The sequence below is a fragment of the Haemophilus parainfluenzae genome (assembly GCF_014931375.1).
Classification (GTDB): Bacteria; Pseudomonadota; Gammaproteobacteria; order Enterobacterales; family Pasteurellaceae; genus Haemophilus_D.
The window spans coordinates 285,461-301,857 of the sequence record NZ_CP063117.1; the positions used below are offsets into that span (position 1 = coordinate 285,461).

The 16,397-nt window shown below is 41.2% G+C and carries 10 protein-coding genes; 5 read left to right on the plus strand and 5 right to left on the minus strand.

The window, feature by feature from the left end; all coding sequences use genetic code 11:
* Window positions 1-23: 23 nt before the first annotated feature.
* Window positions 24-950: a bifunctional riboflavin kinase/FAD synthetase gene (gene ribF, locus INP95_RS01390; protein ID WP_049384851.1), complete on the minus strand. Its 927-nt coding sequence runs from the start codon at window positions 948-950 to the stop codon at window positions 24-26.
* 49 nt (window positions 951-999) lie between these two features.
* Window positions 1,000-2,574, minus strand: coding sequence for a murein biosynthesis integral membrane protein MurJ (gene murJ / locus INP95_RS01395; protein ID WP_197560749.1), 1,575 nt, complete (start codon window positions 2,572-2,574; stop codon window positions 1,000-1,002).
* A 266-nt stretch (window positions 2,575-2,840) separates the two neighbouring features.
* Here murJ and rpsT point away from each other — a divergent pair, with 266 nt between their 5' ends.
* The 3 genes from rpsT to rlmB all read left to right on the plus strand — a co-directional run bounded on the left by rpsT (window position 2,841) and on the right by rlmB (window position 6,366).
* Window positions 2,841-3,104 carry a 30S ribosomal protein S20 gene (rpsT, locus tag INP95_RS01400; protein WP_070590027.1) on the plus strand — a complete coding sequence of 88 codons (264 nt, stop codon included), beginning with the start codon at window positions 2,841-2,843 and terminating at the stop codon, window positions 3,102-3,104.
* Between the two features lie 159 nt (window positions 3,105-3,263).
* Window positions 3,264-5,609: a ribonuclease R gene (rnr, locus tag INP95_RS01405; RefSeq protein ID WP_197560750.1), complete on the plus strand. Its 2,346-nt coding sequence runs from the start codon at window positions 3,264-3,266 to the stop codon at window positions 5,607-5,609.
* 16 nt (window positions 5,610-5,625) lie between these two features.
* Window positions 5,626-6,366, plus strand: coding sequence for a 23S rRNA (guanosine(2251)-2'-O)-methyltransferase RlmB (gene rlmB, locus INP95_RS01410; protein WP_005698098.1), 741 nt, complete (start codon window positions 5,626-5,628; stop codon window positions 6,364-6,366).
* Window positions 6,367-6,431: 65 nt separating this feature from the next.
* Here the strand turns inward: rlmB and brnQ are convergent, their stop codons facing one another.
* On the minus strand, window positions 6,432-7,733 hold the full coding sequence (gene brnQ, locus INP95_RS01415) for a branched-chain amino acid transport system II carrier protein (RefSeq protein WP_197560751.1): 1,302 nt from the start codon (window positions 7,731-7,733) through the stop codon (window positions 6,432-6,434).
* A gap of 202 nt (window positions 7,734-7,935) precedes the next feature.
* Between brnQ and nhaA the strand changes: the two genes are divergently transcribed.
* A complete protein-coding gene (gene nhaA / locus INP95_RS01420) occupies window positions 7,936-9,123 on the plus strand; it encodes a Na+/H+ antiporter NhaA (protein WP_197560752.1) in 1,188 nt (395 codons plus the stop codon).
* A gap of 8 nt (window positions 9,124-9,131) precedes the next feature.
* Window positions 9,132-10,664 carry a glycosyltransferase gene (locus tag INP95_RS01425; protein WP_197560753.1) on the plus strand — a complete coding sequence of 511 codons (1,533 nt, stop codon included), beginning with the start codon at window positions 9,132-9,134 and terminating at the stop codon, window positions 10,662-10,664.
* A 91-nt stretch (window positions 10,665-10,755) separates the two neighbouring features.
* Here the strand turns inward: INP95_RS01425 and INP95_RS01430 are convergent, their stop codons facing one another.
* A complete protein-coding gene (locus INP95_RS01430; RefSeq protein WP_111327541.1) occupies window positions 10,756-11,895 on the minus strand; it encodes a DUF2827 family protein in 1,140 nt (379 codons plus the stop codon).
* 131 nt (window positions 11,896-12,026) lie between these two features.
* Entirely contained in the window at window positions 12,027-16,343 is a 4,317-nt protein-coding gene (locus INP95_RS01435; protein ID WP_197560754.1) for an ESPR-type extended signal peptide-containing protein, read from the minus strand.
* Window positions 16,344-16,397: the final 54 nt, after the last annotated feature.

The following is a 16,397-nucleotide window of genomic DNA, read 5'->3' on the forward strand; positions in this document are numbered from 1 at the left end:
CAATTTTATATTTCAATATAATTCTATTTTGCAAAAAAGGCTTTCGCTGTTTTTACGTCTTGTTCAATTTGAACTTTCAACGCTTCAAAAGACGGAAACTTTATCTCATCGCGAATCTTCTGGCAGAATTCCACTTCGACCATTTGTCCATAAATATTCTGAGAAAAATCAAATAAATGAACTTCTAATAATTGTATCGTACCGTTAATGGTTGGGCGTTTTCCCATGTTAGCGACGCCGTTAAAAATCTCGCCCGATTTTAACCGCACTTTCACCGCATAAACCCCTTTTACTGGATTCACTTGGCGATGTAAGCGAACATTCGCGGTAGGAAAACCAATGGTTCGCCCTAATTTATTGCCATGTATAACTCGACCCAAAATACGATAAGGCTTACCGAGTAAATTTTGCGCGTGCTGTAAATCATCTTTAGCCAACGCTTCTCGAATAGCGGTGCTACTGATACGTAACTCATCTAAACAGAAGGTGCGACTGTCTTCAACTTCAAAACCAAACTGCTTTCCGGCTTGTTGCAACATCGCAAAATTGCCTAAACGTTTCGCACCAAATTTGAAATCATCGCCAATGCTGAGAAACTTCACATTTAATTTGCGTACAAGCCAATCTTCAATAAATTGTTCTGCTGGAAGATCAGCAAAAGTGCGGTCAAATTTCGCGACGATCACCACATCCACACCCGCCTGAGCCAAATAATGCAATTTATCTCTTAATCGCATTAAGCGCGCAGGGGCTTTGTCGCCCATAAAATATTCACGCGGTTGTGGTTCGAAAAGCATCACCGCCATAGGTAAATTCAGCGCATTCGCTTTCTGACGAAGATGACGCAAAATCGCCTGATGCCCCAAATGCACCCCATCAAAATTGCCAATGGTTAATGCGCACCCTGACAAATATGGCTGTGAATTATGAAGCCCACGAATTAATTGCATTACATCTTATCCAAAAAACAAAAAATAATCGGTGCATTATAGCGGTAACTTAATGTTTTGTCAGTAAATGGTGTTTACGAACACCCAAGAGCACCAATACGCCTAAATAAACGACCGCAGCCAGCCCAATTAACCAAACCAACCAATAGATACGTATTAAAAATGTCATGGCAGCCCATTCTTGAATCAACGGGCAGTTATACCAAACCAAACCGCCCATGGCTAAGGCTGCGCCTAAAACTTTCAGAAAAAAGACCGCACTTTTACGTGAAAAATGGTATACATCTTCTTTCGCTAAACCACGATAAAGCAAATAAGCATTTAAGGTTGCTGACATGGCAGAAGCAATCGCTAAACCCACATAACTAAATGGAATCGCCAAGACATTAAAGCCCATATTACTCACCATGGCGATGATCCCGATTTTCACGGGCGTTTTGGTATCTAGACGTGCGTAATAGCCATTAGCCAAGATCTTAATCAGCATAAAGCTAAGTAAACCGGCATTGAATGCCCATAAAGAATAAGAGGCCGCATGTACATCTGTTAAGGTAAAACTGCCACGCATAAACAATACCAGTAACATTGGTTGGGCTAACACGGCAATACCAATCGCAGCCGGCACGCCGAGTAATAAAATCATTCGTACGCCCCAGTCCATTGTATTGCGAAAATCAACCGCACTTTGGGAAGAATTATCTTCTCGATTCACATGATGGCGAGCAAGCGTCGGTAAAATCACAGTGGAAATCGCAATACCAAATAGCCCAAGCGGAAACTCTAATAGACGATCAGAATAATAAAGCCAACTAATGGATCCCGTCATTAAGAAACTGGCAATGACCGTATCAAGCAGCAAGTTGATTTGACTTACGGAAACCCCGAACAAGGCAGGAATCATCAATCGACGGATTTTGGCTACCCCTTCATCATGCCATGCCCATTTTGGTTTTACGAGCAAGCCTGCTTTCTTCAAGAAAGGGATTTGGAATAAAAATTGTAGTAAACCGCCTAAGAAGATCCCGATAGCAAGGGCAAGATCAGGATTGTCTAATCTTGGTGCGAGGAAAAGTGCGGTCGCAATCATGGCGATATTTAACAAAACAGGCGAAAACGACATCACGCCAAATTTGCCTATCGTATTTAAAATCGCGCCTGAAAGTGCCACAAAGGTGACGAACCATAAATAAGGAAAAGTAATTTTTAAGAGTAAAGATGCTTGTTCAAATTTGTGTGCATCGGGTCCGTCATTTAGCCAATCGGTAAACCAGCCCATCCCAAAGATCGCCGCCACAACAGGTGATCCCACCATAGCAAGCAAGGTGACAATACTGACTAAGCCGCCTAGCGTACCCGACACTTTCCCGATAAATTCTCTCGTTTTAGAAAGATCGCCCGATTTTTGATATTCGGCTAACACAGGGACAAAAGCCTGAGAAAATGCCCCTTCCGCAAATAAACGACGTAAAAAGTTTGGGATACGGTTAGCGAATAGAAACACGTCCGCCGCTGCACCAGCACCGATTAAATGGGCAATCACCACATCGCGGACTAAACCTAACACACGGGACACTAATGTCATCCCACTCACGATAATGCCGGATTTTAAAAGTCGTTTACTCAAAATAGGGGTCTCTTCAAAAAAATTTGCCTTAATTGTATAGAATTTTTGTTTTTACGCTATATTCCAACGAAAAAAACTGATAAAATCCTGCCCACATCGTTTGTGTGAGCCAATAGAAAGCGCTTTTTTTAAATAACGATGCTTACTTTCGGTTGTGTCTCACCGAAATCAACACAAATTATTCATTGACAAAAGTATAAAAAATCGGCATATTCTACGCCCTTATTTTGTCATAATCATCTAACAGAAATTTTAGGAGTTTGACCTTGGCTAATATCAAGTCAGCAAAAAAACGCGCGGTTCAATCTGAAAAACGCCGCCAACACAACGCAAGCCAACGCTCTATGATGCGTACTTACATCAAAAAAGTATATGCTCAAGTAGCAGCAGGTGAAAAAGCAGCAGCTGAAGCAGCATTCGTTGAAATGCAAAAAGTTGTTGACCGTATGGCTTCTAAAGACTTAATCCACGCTAACAAAGCAGCAAACCACAAAGCTAAATTAGCTGCTCAAATCAAAAAATTAGCGTAATTAAAGCATTAAAACAGCTTAAAAATAAAACCGCACTTTGGTGCGGTTTTTGTTTGCCGTAAACCTCCTGCCACAAACACCTCATAACGAGCTTGCATTCCCTCCTTTAACCTGTAAACTACCCCACAACTTAAAAATTAATCATAAAATAAACAATAAATGACCAAAAAATCTTTTAAAAAAGCGGATCCAAATTATCAAAAAGAATTAGCCAAATATGGTAATCCGATCCCAAGCAGAGACTACATTCTGCAAATCATCCGTGAAAATAATGCCCCGATGAGTCGGGAAGAAATTCTGACCGCACTTTCAATTAAAAGTGATGAACAACAAGAAGCCATGCGCCGCCGCTTGCGCGCCATGGAGAATGATGGACAATTAGTTTTCACTAAACGTAAATGCTATGCCTTGCCTGAAAAATTAGATTTATTCAAAGGCATGGTCATTGGCCATCGCGAAGGCTATGGCTTTTTACAAGTCGAAGGTAAAAAAGAGGATCTCTTTATTCCTAATCACCAAATGCAACGTGTAATGCACGGTGATTTTGTATTAGCCCAACCTGCAGGCTTAGATCGCCGTGGTCGTCGCGAAGTCCGCATTGTTCGCGTACTTGAAAGTCGCAAAAAACAAATTGTCGGCCGTTTCTTCTTAGAAAATGGTTTTAGCTATGTGGTGCCTGATGACAGTCGTATCGGACGAGATATTTTAGTCCCTAATGAACACCGCAATGGAGCACGAATGGGGCAAGTTGTCGTGGTTGAATTGCAGGAACGCTCTGCCTCCTTTACTCAACCAGTTGGCATCATCACCGAAATTCTGGGTGACAATATGGCAAAAGGGATGGAAGTGGAGATTGCTCTTCGTAATCATGACATTCCTCACCAATTCCCAAGTGCGGTCGAAAAATACGTTAAAAAATTCACGGAAGAAGTGCCTGAAGAAGCAAAAAAAGGCCGTGTAGATTTACGCAATCTGCCACTGGTTACCATTGATGGCGAAGACGCACGCGATTTTGATGATGCCGTATATTGCGAAAAAAGCGGTAAAGGCTGGAAACTTTGGGTGGCAATTGCCGATGTCAGCTATTATGTGCGTTTACGTTCTGCACTAGACACTGAAGCCTATAACCGAGGTAACTCCGTTTACTTCCCAAATCGTGTCGTGCCAATGCTGCCAGAGATTTTATCAAACGGATTATGTTCACTGAATCCACAAGTTGATCGCTTGTGTATGGTGTGTGAAATGCACATCTCCGCAAAAGGTAAACTCACCGATTATCGTTTTTATGAAGCAGTAATGAACTCCCATGCACGTTTAACCTACACGAAAGTCGCGGCAATTTTAGATGGTGATGATGAGCTCCGCACCCGTTATCAAGGGCTTGTGCCACATTTAGAAGAATTGCATCACCTCTATCAAGCGTTACTCAATGCACGCAAACAACGTGGTGCCATCGATTTTGAAACCATCGAAACCAAATTTATTTTCAATGCCATGGGACGAATTGATCGCATTGAACCCGTTGCGCGAAATGATGCTCACAAAATCATTGAAGAATGCATGATTCTTGCGAATATTGCAGCGGCAAACTTTATGGAAAAACATAAAGAGCCAGCACTCTATCGTATTCATGCCACACCGAGCGAAGAAAAACTGACGTCTTTCCGTGCATTTTTAGGTGAATGTGGCTTAAGCCTTGAAGGCGGCATGAAACCGACCACAAAAGATTATGCGAAATTATTAGAGCAAGTGAAAGATCGTCCGGATCACGAACTCATTCAAACCATGTTACTTCGCTCATTAAGCCAAGCGGTTTATCATGCGGATAATATCGGCCACTTTGGTTTGGCATTAGAGGAATATGCACACTTCACTTCCCCGATTCGTCGTTATCCGGATTTAACCCTTCATCGTGGGATTAAGTATTTATTAGCGAAAGAAAAAGGCGCTAAACGTAAAACCACAGATACTGGCGGCTATCACTATTCCTTTGATGAAATGGATTTGTTAGGCGATCACTGCTCGATGACAGAACGCCGTGCCGATGATGCCACTCGCGAAGTAGCAGATTGGCTGAAATGTGAATATATGCAAGATCACGTGGGCGCTGAATTTAGCGGAGTGATCTCATCTGTAACCGGTTTTGGCTTATTCGTACGTTTAGATGATTTATTCATTGACGGCTTAGTCCATATTTCCACTTTAGATAACGACTACTATCAATTTGATGCGGCAAAACAACGTTTAATCGGTGAAAATAGTGGTATGATCTACCGCCTTGGCGATAAAGTCAAAATTCGCGTGGTCGCCGTTCATTTAGAACAAAAAATGGTAGATTTCAGTTTAGTCGAAAGTGCCAGAAAACCACGTCGTGTGGGAAAAACGGCGAAACAAAAAGCGAAAAAAGTCTTTAAGGAACTGCCACCTAAAGCGTCAAAAAAACGTAAAAGTGCGATTAAAAATAAAGATGTATCGAAGAAACCGACGAGAAAACGGAAGAAATAATAAATAAGAGAACCCTATGTCAGAAAATATCTATGGTATCCATGCTGTAAACAGCATTTTAGCAAATAGCCCTGAGCGTTTAATTGAAGTATTTGTGCTGAAAGGCCGTGAAGATAAACGCCTGCAGCCCTTACTCAATGAGCTCTATGCTTTAGGCATTGCGGTGCAATTTGTAAACCGTCAAACATTAGATAAAAAATCCAACGGTGAAGTGCATCAAGGTGTGATTGCTCGTGTGCAAGAAGCAAAAGAGCTGAATGAACATGATCTGGATGAACTTCTTACTCGTAAACAAAATCCACTTTTATTGGTGCTTGATGGTGTGACGGATCCCCATAACCTGGGCGCCTGCTTACGTACTGCAGATGCTGCTGGAGTGAGCGCTGTTATCGTACCCAAAGATAAATCCGCTCAACTCACTTCTATCGCACGTAAAGTGGCTTGCGGTGCTGCGGAGACTGTGCCATTAATTCGCGTAACCAATTTAGCGCGTACTTTGCGAGATCTACAACAAAATCATAATATTTGGGTAGTAGGTACGGCTGGCGAAGCAACAGAAACCATTTATCAGAGCAAACTTACGGGTTCTCTTGCCTTAGTGATGGGGGCCGAAGGTGAAGGCATGCGCCGTCTTACTCGTGAGCATTGCGATCAACTCATTAGTATTCCAATGGCGGGCTCAGTGTCATCCCTGAATGTTTCCGTTGCAACAGGTGTATGTTTATTTGAAATTGTGAGACAACGTCTTGCAGCCTAAAAATGCGTGAAAAAACGACCGCACTTGATATAAAAAATGCCGATAAATCATTGTCAGCATTTTTGTTATTTTGAAATCGTTTTCCCGAATATCATGGAAAGCACTAAAGTACATAATGCGGGCACAAGCCACGCAAGCCCTTGTGAATAGAGCGGGAAATGAGTCATGATTTGATGTAACCCTTCCGGCAACATATCCAAGTTTTTCAGGCTATCAATCAAACTAAAACAAACCGTTACTAAAATGGTCACGTAATAGCTCAATCGAATAGAAGGCAATTTATTACGCACAAGCTGTAAAACCACCAACATAATCGCCATTGGGTAAATCAACAACAAGGCAGGAATCGTCACTCGGAGTAATTTTGTTAAGCCATATTGTGAAATGATTGTCGTCATGGCAGTGAAGAAAACAATCCAGAATGGATAAGAAAAACGTGTCGAAAACTTAGAGAAATAATCACCACACGCACTGGTTACGCCCACTAATGTGGTTAAACTTGCTAAAGTAATAATACCCGCCATAATCCAGGTTCCTGCCATGCCAAATAAACTGTTCACATAACGAGAGAAAATTTGTCCGCCATTTGTTGCGCCTTGTGCCACCGCATCAGAAGTCGCCCCTAAGTAGAATAAGGCAAAATACAAGCAGCCTAATAAAATGACTGAGACAAAACCCGCTGAAATCGTATATTGAACAATCTTTTGTGGATTGGTCACATTTTTTGCAGATAACGCCCGTGCAACAATGCCACCAAAGGCAATCGCTGCCAGTACATCCATCGTTTGATAACCACTAATTAAGCCTGTGGTTAATGCTGAATTCTCGGCATACGCCTGCGACGGAGCAACAATGTCAGAAAGAGGTGAAACAAAAACCGTGATCCCAACAACGAGTAATAATACCAACAATGCCGGCGTCATCACTTCACCCACTGTTGAAATAATGGTACTTGGGCGAATCATGAATCCCATCGCGATAATATTAAAGATCACAGAGAAAATAAGACGTGTCGTCGCACTATCTTCAACGAGCCCCAATGGTAACCATGCCATTTCATAAGCAACATTGGTAATTCGAGGCATCGCAAAGGTTGAACCGATGACTAAATAAAGAATAGTTAAAAAGGATACGCCTGCCCATTTGGGCAAGTCCTTAGTCAGTTCTTCGCCACGTCCTAACACTGACACAACAACCAATGTAATAAATGGCATGAGTACGCCTGTTATCACAAACCCTAGCGAAGCCGTTGCCCAATGATTGCCTGCGGAGTACCCCTCCATCGGTGGGAAAATAATATTTCCCGCGCCTAAAAATAAAGCAAAAATCATCATACCTAGTACGATGATGTCTTTTTTTGAAAACATAAGTATTCTCGAATAAATAAATCTTAAGGATTTTACTATTAAATTGTTTTTTATTCCAAAAATGAAAATAATTTTTGTGAAATAGATCACGAAATCTATCACATCTCGATTAAATCACACATTATCCATAGCCTATTTTCCCTAAATTAGTAAATTTGTGATAATATCCAGCCTTTATTATTACTTTTTTAGGAGAGAATGAATGAATAAACTGAGTTTGATTCAACAAATTCAGCGTTTTTTCAAATTGGAATCAGCTGGCGGAATTTTATTACTTTTTTCAGCAGTAGTCGCAATGCTATTAGCCAATTCACCGCTCAATCAAAACTATAACGACTTTTTAAACTTACCAGTCAGCATTCAAGTCGGTACCTTTTCTATCGATAAAACCTTAATTCACTGGATCAACGATGGTTTTATGGCGGTATTCTTTGTTTTAGTGGGAATGGAAGTCAAAAGAGAATTATTTGAGGGCTCCCTTTCAAGCTATCAACAAGCGGTTTTCCCTGCCATTGCTGCAGTTGGCGGAATGGTTATTCCTGCCTTGGTTTATATTTTTATCGCCCAACAAGATCCCGCTTTAGCCGATGGCTGGGCAATCCCAATGGCAACCGACATTGCCTTTGCACTCGGTATCATGGCGTTATTAAGTAAACAAGTGCCACTCCCACTAAAAATCTTTTTACTTGCTTTAGCCATCATTGATGACTTAGGTGCCATTGTCGTTATTGCACTGTTTTTCTCACACGGATTAAGTGTACAAGCACTTATCTTTGCTGCGGTTGCTATTGTTGTACTTATCGCATTAAACCGCTTTAAAGTGACCGCACTTTGTGTCTATATGGTAGTGGGAACAATCTTATGGGCTTCGGTATTAAAATCAGGTGTGCATGCTACCCTTGCAGGGGTTATCATCGGATTTTGTATTCCATTGAAAGGCAAAAATGGCGAAACACCATTACACGACTTTGAGCACATTCTTGCCCCTTGGTCATCCTTTGTGATCCTGCCATTATTTGCATTTGCCAATGCAGGTGTAAGCTTTGATGGCATTGATCTCAGCATGCTGACATCTCCATTATTGCTCGCGATTTCTCTTGGCTTAATTATCGGAAAACCACTCGGCGTATTTGGTTTCAGTTATCTTTCCGTTAAACTTGGCATTGCAAAACTTCCACAAGGCATCAACTTTAAACAAATTTTTGCCGTAGCAATTTTGTGTGGTATCGGCTTCACCATGTCAATGTTCTTAGCCAGCCTTGCCTTCAATGCTGATGCCGGTGAAAGCATTAACGCCCTTTCTCGATTAGGGATCTTATTAGGCTCCACTGTTTCTGCGATTTTGGGGTATATGGCGTTAAAAGCGACTACCGCGAAAAATAAAGGGTAATCAAAACGATGGAAAAACTAACCTGTTATGTGATTTATGCTTCTGAAAAAATAGAGAGGCTGAGTCATTTTTTACAATGTGCCTCTGACTCTCATGTTGTTCCTATTTCTGCAGTAACTAAAGAACAGGTTAGCTTACTCGGTAATTCTTCAGCCTTATTTAATTTAAAGAAAGCAGAAGAACTACTTGATCGGACTCCCAATAACAAAGAAATTGCCCACACGCTATCTCATATTCAGTGCTGGAAGACAATTGCTGAAAATAAACAGCTACAAGATAATGATTTTGCTTTAATTGCTGAAAGTGAAATACAACCTGTTGAAAACTTCATTCAGCATACTATCCATTATGCCAATAAATATTCCTCTTACGGAATTATCAAATTACAGCGCGATGGTGAAACTCCTGCTTGTGAACGCCTATACCAAGCTAGTGATGAGCCGAATGCATTAATCTATGGTGATACAAATCAGTACAACTATGGTTGTTCGCTTTATCTCATCCGCAAAGATGTCGCAAAAAAATTAACCGTACTTTTAAGTGAAACAAAACCCTACTGGCTTGCAGATCAATTTACTGCATTCCATGAACCTCAAAATATTGCTCAAGCACGTTATCTATTGGGGAAAAATCCAAGACAAAAACAACAAGATAAAGTTGAAAATCCACTATTTAGTATCATTGTACCAATCTATAATGTTGAACGTTACCTCGAGCAATGTATTGAATCTGTCTTAGCGCAAGATTATCAAAATTATGAACTTATTTTAGTTGATGATGGTTCACCAGATAATTCTATCGACATTTGCGCCAAATATGCTAAACAATATTCTAATATTGTTTTTATCCATAAAATTAACGGTGGAGTATCCGACGCAAGAAATGCAGGCATTCAAATTGCTCGAGGAGAGTATTTAATGTTTTTAGATAGTGATGATTATTGGGAAGGAACAACTGTTCTCTCTGATTTACAAAAGATAATTACTGAAAATAATCCCGATATTATCTTCAATTATATGAGCAGTATCTATCCTGACAAAATTGTAAACCATTACATCAACCGAGATAAGCTAATAGGTTCTTTTAGGGAAGACTTTCAAGGTCTTTATCAAGATGGAATTTATCTTGGGTTCCCCTTTACAAAAACAATAAAAAGAGAATTAATTTTAAAAAACCACCTCTTTTTTATAAAAGGACGATCTTTTGAAGATGTGGCATGGAGTTTTTTTCTTACTAAATATATTAGTAGTTATGCGATTTATAAAAACTGCTTTTATATGTATAGAAGAGAAAGAAAAGGTTCAATTAGTTCTGTTGCGACCTCTAAAAATCAAGTAAGTCTATTTCAAAATCTATCTGATGTAATAACTGAAATAGAAAATATGAAACTCAACAATGAGTTGTTGCCTGGATTTAAAAAATATGTAGATGATATTTATGGATATGTAATGACATGCTATGAACTACTGCCAGAGAATGAAAAAGTAGATTTTCTTAATTTGAAAGAAAAATACGAAAAAGAATTTAATGCTTTGTGGTAAATATTATAGATAAACACACTATTAATACTAATTAAGATTTATAAGTTGAATAAAAAATCCCTTAGTGCTCACTGAGGGATTTTTACAAGTCTTATTCAGAAAACAACCGCTTGATCTCTTTCTCGTACAAATAAATATTCACAGGATTAGTTGGTAATTGAGAATCCAAATATTCATTTGCTCTTTTCACATATTCTTCATGATGCTTATCATGGTTATCAATCACATCAAGCAACACTTTTGCACCTTCAAATGCGTCAAACTGATCGTAGTAATACCCCACGCCTTTAGGGATAAGTTTTGAATTATGAATAAATGGATAGCCACCATACAAAGCATCATTGTAAGCATAATTCAAACCATTTTCCCACTGATGACTTAGCACAATATCTACATAGCGAGTAAGAAAATCAGGCATTTGATAACGCCCTTCTACCGTCATCACCCCATTTTTAACAAGATTAGTTCGACCTATAAAATTGAAAAAGGTTGGATTATCTTTTTTATCGTAGGTGTTGCACATATAGACGTTTTTAATTTTCTCAGGAGCTTCACGATAGGCCTGTTCAGCAATTAACACTGGTGTAAAACACGTTTTTACAATGTTAATATTGGCTTCAAAAGAAGCTATACGCTTAGCTTTTTTCTCAGTATCTGGTTTATACCCAAAAGTAAGATTATGCTTCTCTTTGATTCGCTTAATCACCTGATCACAGAATACCGGCGACCAAATTGCAGGCACCACATAAGCAGGACAACGATACATAATGGAAAAATAAGATTTACAGGTATTCTCATGCTGTGGGATCATCCATACAGAATCAAATAACGTACCATTAAACACTCTTCCTGCTTTCTTATCAAAGAGGAAATTTTCCATATCCATAATAAAGTCATTGCCCATTTTATAGCAAACAACTTTACCACCATGCTGATGCATTCGAGTAACTTGATGAGGTTCAATCACTAATGTCCCCTCAATCAATACGTCTAATTGATCAATTACATCCTCAATATAAGCGTATTTCAAATTTAATCCATCAAGCATAAACCCTTCTGGAGGTGTAGTGCGCTTTTCTGGTCCCCAAGAAACCAGAATAACATCTTCTACAATTGACGAATGTTGAAATAAATGAAAAAGATGAATGACATTTTGATTTGCGCCGTTTGCCCAAATATCCGTAACCTTCGCCTCTAAATTAAACGTAATTCCAATTTTATATTTACGCATATTCTTTTTCCTCTTCTATTATTTAAGTCATCTAAAAGTGCGGTCAAAAATAGAACTATTTTTAAATGGCTTAAATAATAAAAATCACTCGGATATTCCTACCCGAGTGATTTGTCTAGTCTAGTAAGTGACTACCATTGATAACCTACACCAGCACCAACATTATAATCACCTTGAGTGGTTGCAGCCCCGCTGACTTTGAAGATAACTTTATTGTTATCGCTCGCACGAGAGTAACCTACTGCAACGGCACTTTCACCTTTGTAGTTACCTACACCAAGGCCAACCATTGAACCACCTGGTTTAGTCACTTGTGGAATATTCGCTGCAGCAGTTGCTCCTGCGATACCACCACGAAGTTTCTTATCAGTTTTCTTCATTTCACTACGAACTGCACCAACAGAACGATCAACATATTGTTTGTTTGCTGCATCCGTACCACGAACAGGATCTGCGACATTTGTGATTCGGCGTTCATTACCAACTGAACCCACTGAAACAGTATTAGCTTCATTTGCTACAGAGCCTTGGCCTAGTGCTACTGAGTTAGCTGCAGTTGCTTTCGCACCTTGACCCACTGCGGTTGAGTTTTTACCTGAAGCTTGTGAGTTATTGCCCAATGCAGTGCCATTTTCGCCACTTGCATTTGATCCATAACCAACCGCAGTCGCATCTTTACCTTTCGCTTTCGCACTATCACGTTTACTAGTGTTATCCGCTGCAAATGCAGTTTTACCATCTTTACTGATCAATCCTGAATCTTCAATACGTTTTGCTGTGCTTTCAGCCGCTGTCGCTGAAGATTTAGCTGCCGAAGCAGAAGAGCTTGCTGCAGTCGCTGAACTATCTGCCGCTGAAGCTGATGAGCTTGCTGCAGTTGCAGAGCTGTCTGCTGCTGATGCTGAGGAGCTTGCTGCTGTCGCTGAGCTATCTGCCGCTGAAGCGGATGAACTTGCTGCTGTCGCTGAGCTGTCTGCTGCAGATGCTGATGAGCTTGCTGCAGTCGCTGAGCTATCTGCTGCTGATGCTGAGGAGCTTGCTGCGGTTGCAGAAGAATCTGCCGCTGAAGCTGAAGAGCTTGCTGCGGTTGCAGAAGAATCTGCCGCTGATGCTGAAGAGCTTGCAGCTTTTGCAGAGCTGTCTGCTGCTGACGCTGATGAACTTGCTGCGGTTGCTGAGCTATCTGCCGCTGACGCTGAAGAACTTGCTGCGGTTGCTGAGCTATCTGCCGCTGACGCTGAAGAACTAGCTGCGGTTGCTGAGCTATCTGCCGCTGAAGCTGAAGAGCTCGCTGCAGTCGCTGAAGAATCTGCTGCTGATGCTGAAGAACTTGCTGCAGTTGCAGAAGAATCTGCCGCTGATGCGGATGAGCTCGCAGCTGTCGCTGAGCTATCTGCTGCTGAAGCTGAAGAGCTTGCAGCTGTTGCTGAGCTGTCTGCCGCTGAAGCGGATGAACTTGCAGCTGTCGCTGAGCTATCTGCTGCTGAAGCTGAAGAGCTTGCTGCGGTCGCTGAGCTGTCCGCTGCTGAAGCTGATGAACTTGCTGCAGTCGCAGAAGAATCTGCCGCTGATGCTGAAGAACTTGCTGCAGTCGCAGAAGAATCTGCCGCTGATGCTGAAGAACTTGCTGCTTTTGCAGAGCTGTCTGCTGCTGACGCTGATGAGCTTGCTGCGGTTGCTGAGCTATCTGCTGCTGAAGCTGAAGAGCTTGCTGCAGTTGCAGAAGAATCTGCCGCTGATGCGGATGAGCTTGCGGCTTTCGCTGAAGAATCTGCTGCTGATGCTGAAGAGCTTGCTGCAGTCGCAGAAGAATCTGCCGCTGATGCTGAAGAACTTGCTGCTTTTGCAGAGCTGTCTGCTGCTGACGCTGATGAGCTTGCTGCGGTTGCTGAGCTATCTGCCGCTGATGCTGAAGAACTTGCTGCTTTTGCAGAAGAATCTGCCGCAGATGCTGAAGTACTTGCTGCTGTCGCTGAGCTATTTGCTGATGAAGCGGCACTTACAGCTGCTGAAGCTGCACTTTCAATTTTACTTAAGTTGCTGGTAACCACTTCCGCCGCTGATGTTGCCGCTGAAGCTGCTGTAGAGGCTAAAGAAACTGCACTACTTGCACTTGAAGCGGCTGTCTTAGCTGTTTCGTTTGTTTTATCTAATTGTGAAGTTACTGCATAAAGTTGTGAACCATTGATCGCTTCTGTTGAAGTCGCGGAAATATTTCCTGCTGCAACATTGATCAATTTACGCTCATCACCTGCCGCACCGACGCTTACGAAGCTACCTGCACCTGCAACGGTTCCTTTGAAGCCACTATAGGTTAAATTACCTACAGTTGCAGAAGTTACATTCGCAATTGAATGTGAGCCTGCTGTGGTTGAATGATTACCTAATACTACCGCTTCATCTAAACCCGCAGCGATATTTAAGTTATTACCCAATACGGTTGTGCCATTTGATGCAATAGTATTACCGTGTCCAATAATCGTGTTATTTTTAACGCCATCTTTTACATTATTTGCAACGCCTACAGCAATGGTATTTTGAGTATTATTACCAACAAGGTTATATACCCCTAACGCGGTGCCATTATTCACATTTTCGCCAACCCAAGTGCGAGCACCAACTGATGTACCATTTGTTGTGCTGTTATCCACACCAGCGTAATGACCTAATGCTGTGCCATCATTCGTATTTGGACGAACATAACTTCTTGAACCTACAACGGTTGCATTCACAGAATCTTTACCTGCAGCAGAGAATTGACCAACAACAGTCGCATTTTGGGCACCAGCTTGAACTTCTGAGTTAGAACCTAATAGAGTTGCATTAGTACTACCCGCTTTTATGCTTGAGTTTTTACCAATGACTGTTGCATTTGCTGCATCAGTATAAACAGCACTACCAGAACCAATTACAATTGCATCTTCAGATGCTGCTGAAGATTTATACCCCATCACAACGGCACCAGCTGCAGCTGTTGTTGTAGTGGCTTCTACACCTGCAGTAATAGAGTTTCTGCCTTGTGCCCCACCTGCTAAACCAACTTTATCATTATTAGTAGTTTTAGCAGCATCAGAAGACGCATCATTAGAACCATTATTTACATGGAAATAGTTAGTTGTATTTAATGCTTGATTTGCTGCATCTAATGCTGTATTAGCTGTTGTATTAGCTGCGTTAGCTGTTGTATTAGCCGCATTAGCAGTTGTGTTAGCCGCATTAGCAGTTGTATTAGCCGCATTAGCCGTTGTGTTAGCTGCATTAGCCGTTGTGTTAGCCGCATTAGCAGTTGTGTTAGCTACAGTTGCTGTGCTTAATGCATTGCTAATATTAGCTTTAGCTGTAGTAGAAAGATCGTAAACTACATCACCAGTGCTAGAAACAGTTGCAATAGTTTCTGTTCCATTTTTAAAATTAAGCTTACTATCATTGTTAATACGTGCTTTTGATAAACCATTTTCTGCAGCATTAAAGCCCACATTAGTCATTACTGCATAAAGTTGGCTACCATTAACAGCATCTGTAGAAGTGCTACTTAGGCGACCAGCACCCACGTTTTGGATTTGGCGTTGTTGTTGTTCTGTACCAACAGAAACTGCTCCAGAAAAACCTGTAGTGCCAGCAAAATCAACGGGTTTGCCATTAAATGTTGCTTTTTTAGCTGAGTCATCGAATTTATTTTCTTTAGCTTCAGATTGCGCACCTAATGCCACACCATACTCAACACCAGTCTTAGCAAGCATACCAATTGCTACTGCGCCAGTAGCTGTTACATTCGCTCTAGTACCTAAAGCGGTACCTGAAGCGCCACTTACAAATGCATTTGCCCCAAATGCAGAACCATAATTCGCGGCCTCAGTAACATTAGCCTCAGGACCAACAGCAACACTATATGCACCTACTGCTTTAGCACCCTGTGAAATCGAAGTAGAATTAAGTCCAGCAGCTTCAGCTTCAGCACCAATTGCTATCGCATTATCTTTACGAACAATTGCAGTATTACCGACAGCTACACCATTAGCTGCAGCATTAGCTAAACGTCCTACAGCAACAGATTGAGTTTGAGCATTTGAATTCGAACCAATAGCGACTGCATCTTGCCCATTAGCATAAACAGTATGACCAATTGCGATACCTTTAACCCCTCCAGTTGCTTTTGATGATGCCCCCACAACAACAGCACCAGGCCCATCCGTCCAACTTCCACTACCAATTGCTATCGCTTGACCAGCAGTTCGAGTCACTGTGCCTTCAGGAATTGCAGCATATGCAATACCCGTTACATCTAAAAGCAATAAAGATAATGCCGATAATTTAAAAATTTTGCCTAATGAGGACTTGCTCTCCCCGTGCGTGTCACAAGATGATTTCACTTGCCCTTTTGCTAATTCGGACGTTACTACCAACGACTGAGTAGTACGATTCCAAATCACTTTAAAAATCTTATTCATAAAAAAATAAAACTCCTTTGCATAAATTTAACTATTATAAAACGATGATCCTAC

Coding starts and splice junctions, on each gene's coding strand:
- ribF (WP_049384851.1), bottom strand. CDS start 950: ATGCAATTAATTCGTGGGCTTCATAATTCACAGCCATATTTGTCAGGG.
- rnr (WP_197560750.1), top strand. CDS start 3,264: ATGACCAAAAAATCTTTTAAAAAAGCGGATCCAAATTATCAAAAAGAA.
- rlmB (WP_005698098.1), top strand. CDS start 5,626: ATGTCAGAAAATATCTATGGTATCCATGCTGTAAACAGCATTTTAGCA.
- brnQ (WP_197560751.1), bottom strand. CDS start 7,733: ATGTTTTCAAAAAAAGACATCATCGTACTAGGTATGATGATTTTTGCT.
- nhaA (WP_197560752.1), top strand. CDS start 7,936: ATGAATAAACTGAGTTTGATTCAACAAATTCAGCGTTTTTTCAAATTG.
- INP95_RS01425 (WP_197560753.1), top strand. CDS start 9,132: ATGGAAAAACTAACCTGTTATGTGATTTATGCTTCTGAAAAAATAGAG.
- INP95_RS01430 (WP_111327541.1), bottom strand. CDS start 11,895: ATGCGTAAATATAAAATTGGAATTACGTTTAATTTAGAGGCGAAGGTT.
- INP95_RS01435 (WP_197560754.1), bottom strand. CDS start 16,343: ATGAATAAGATTTTTAAAGTGATTTGGAATCGTACTACTCAGTCGTTG.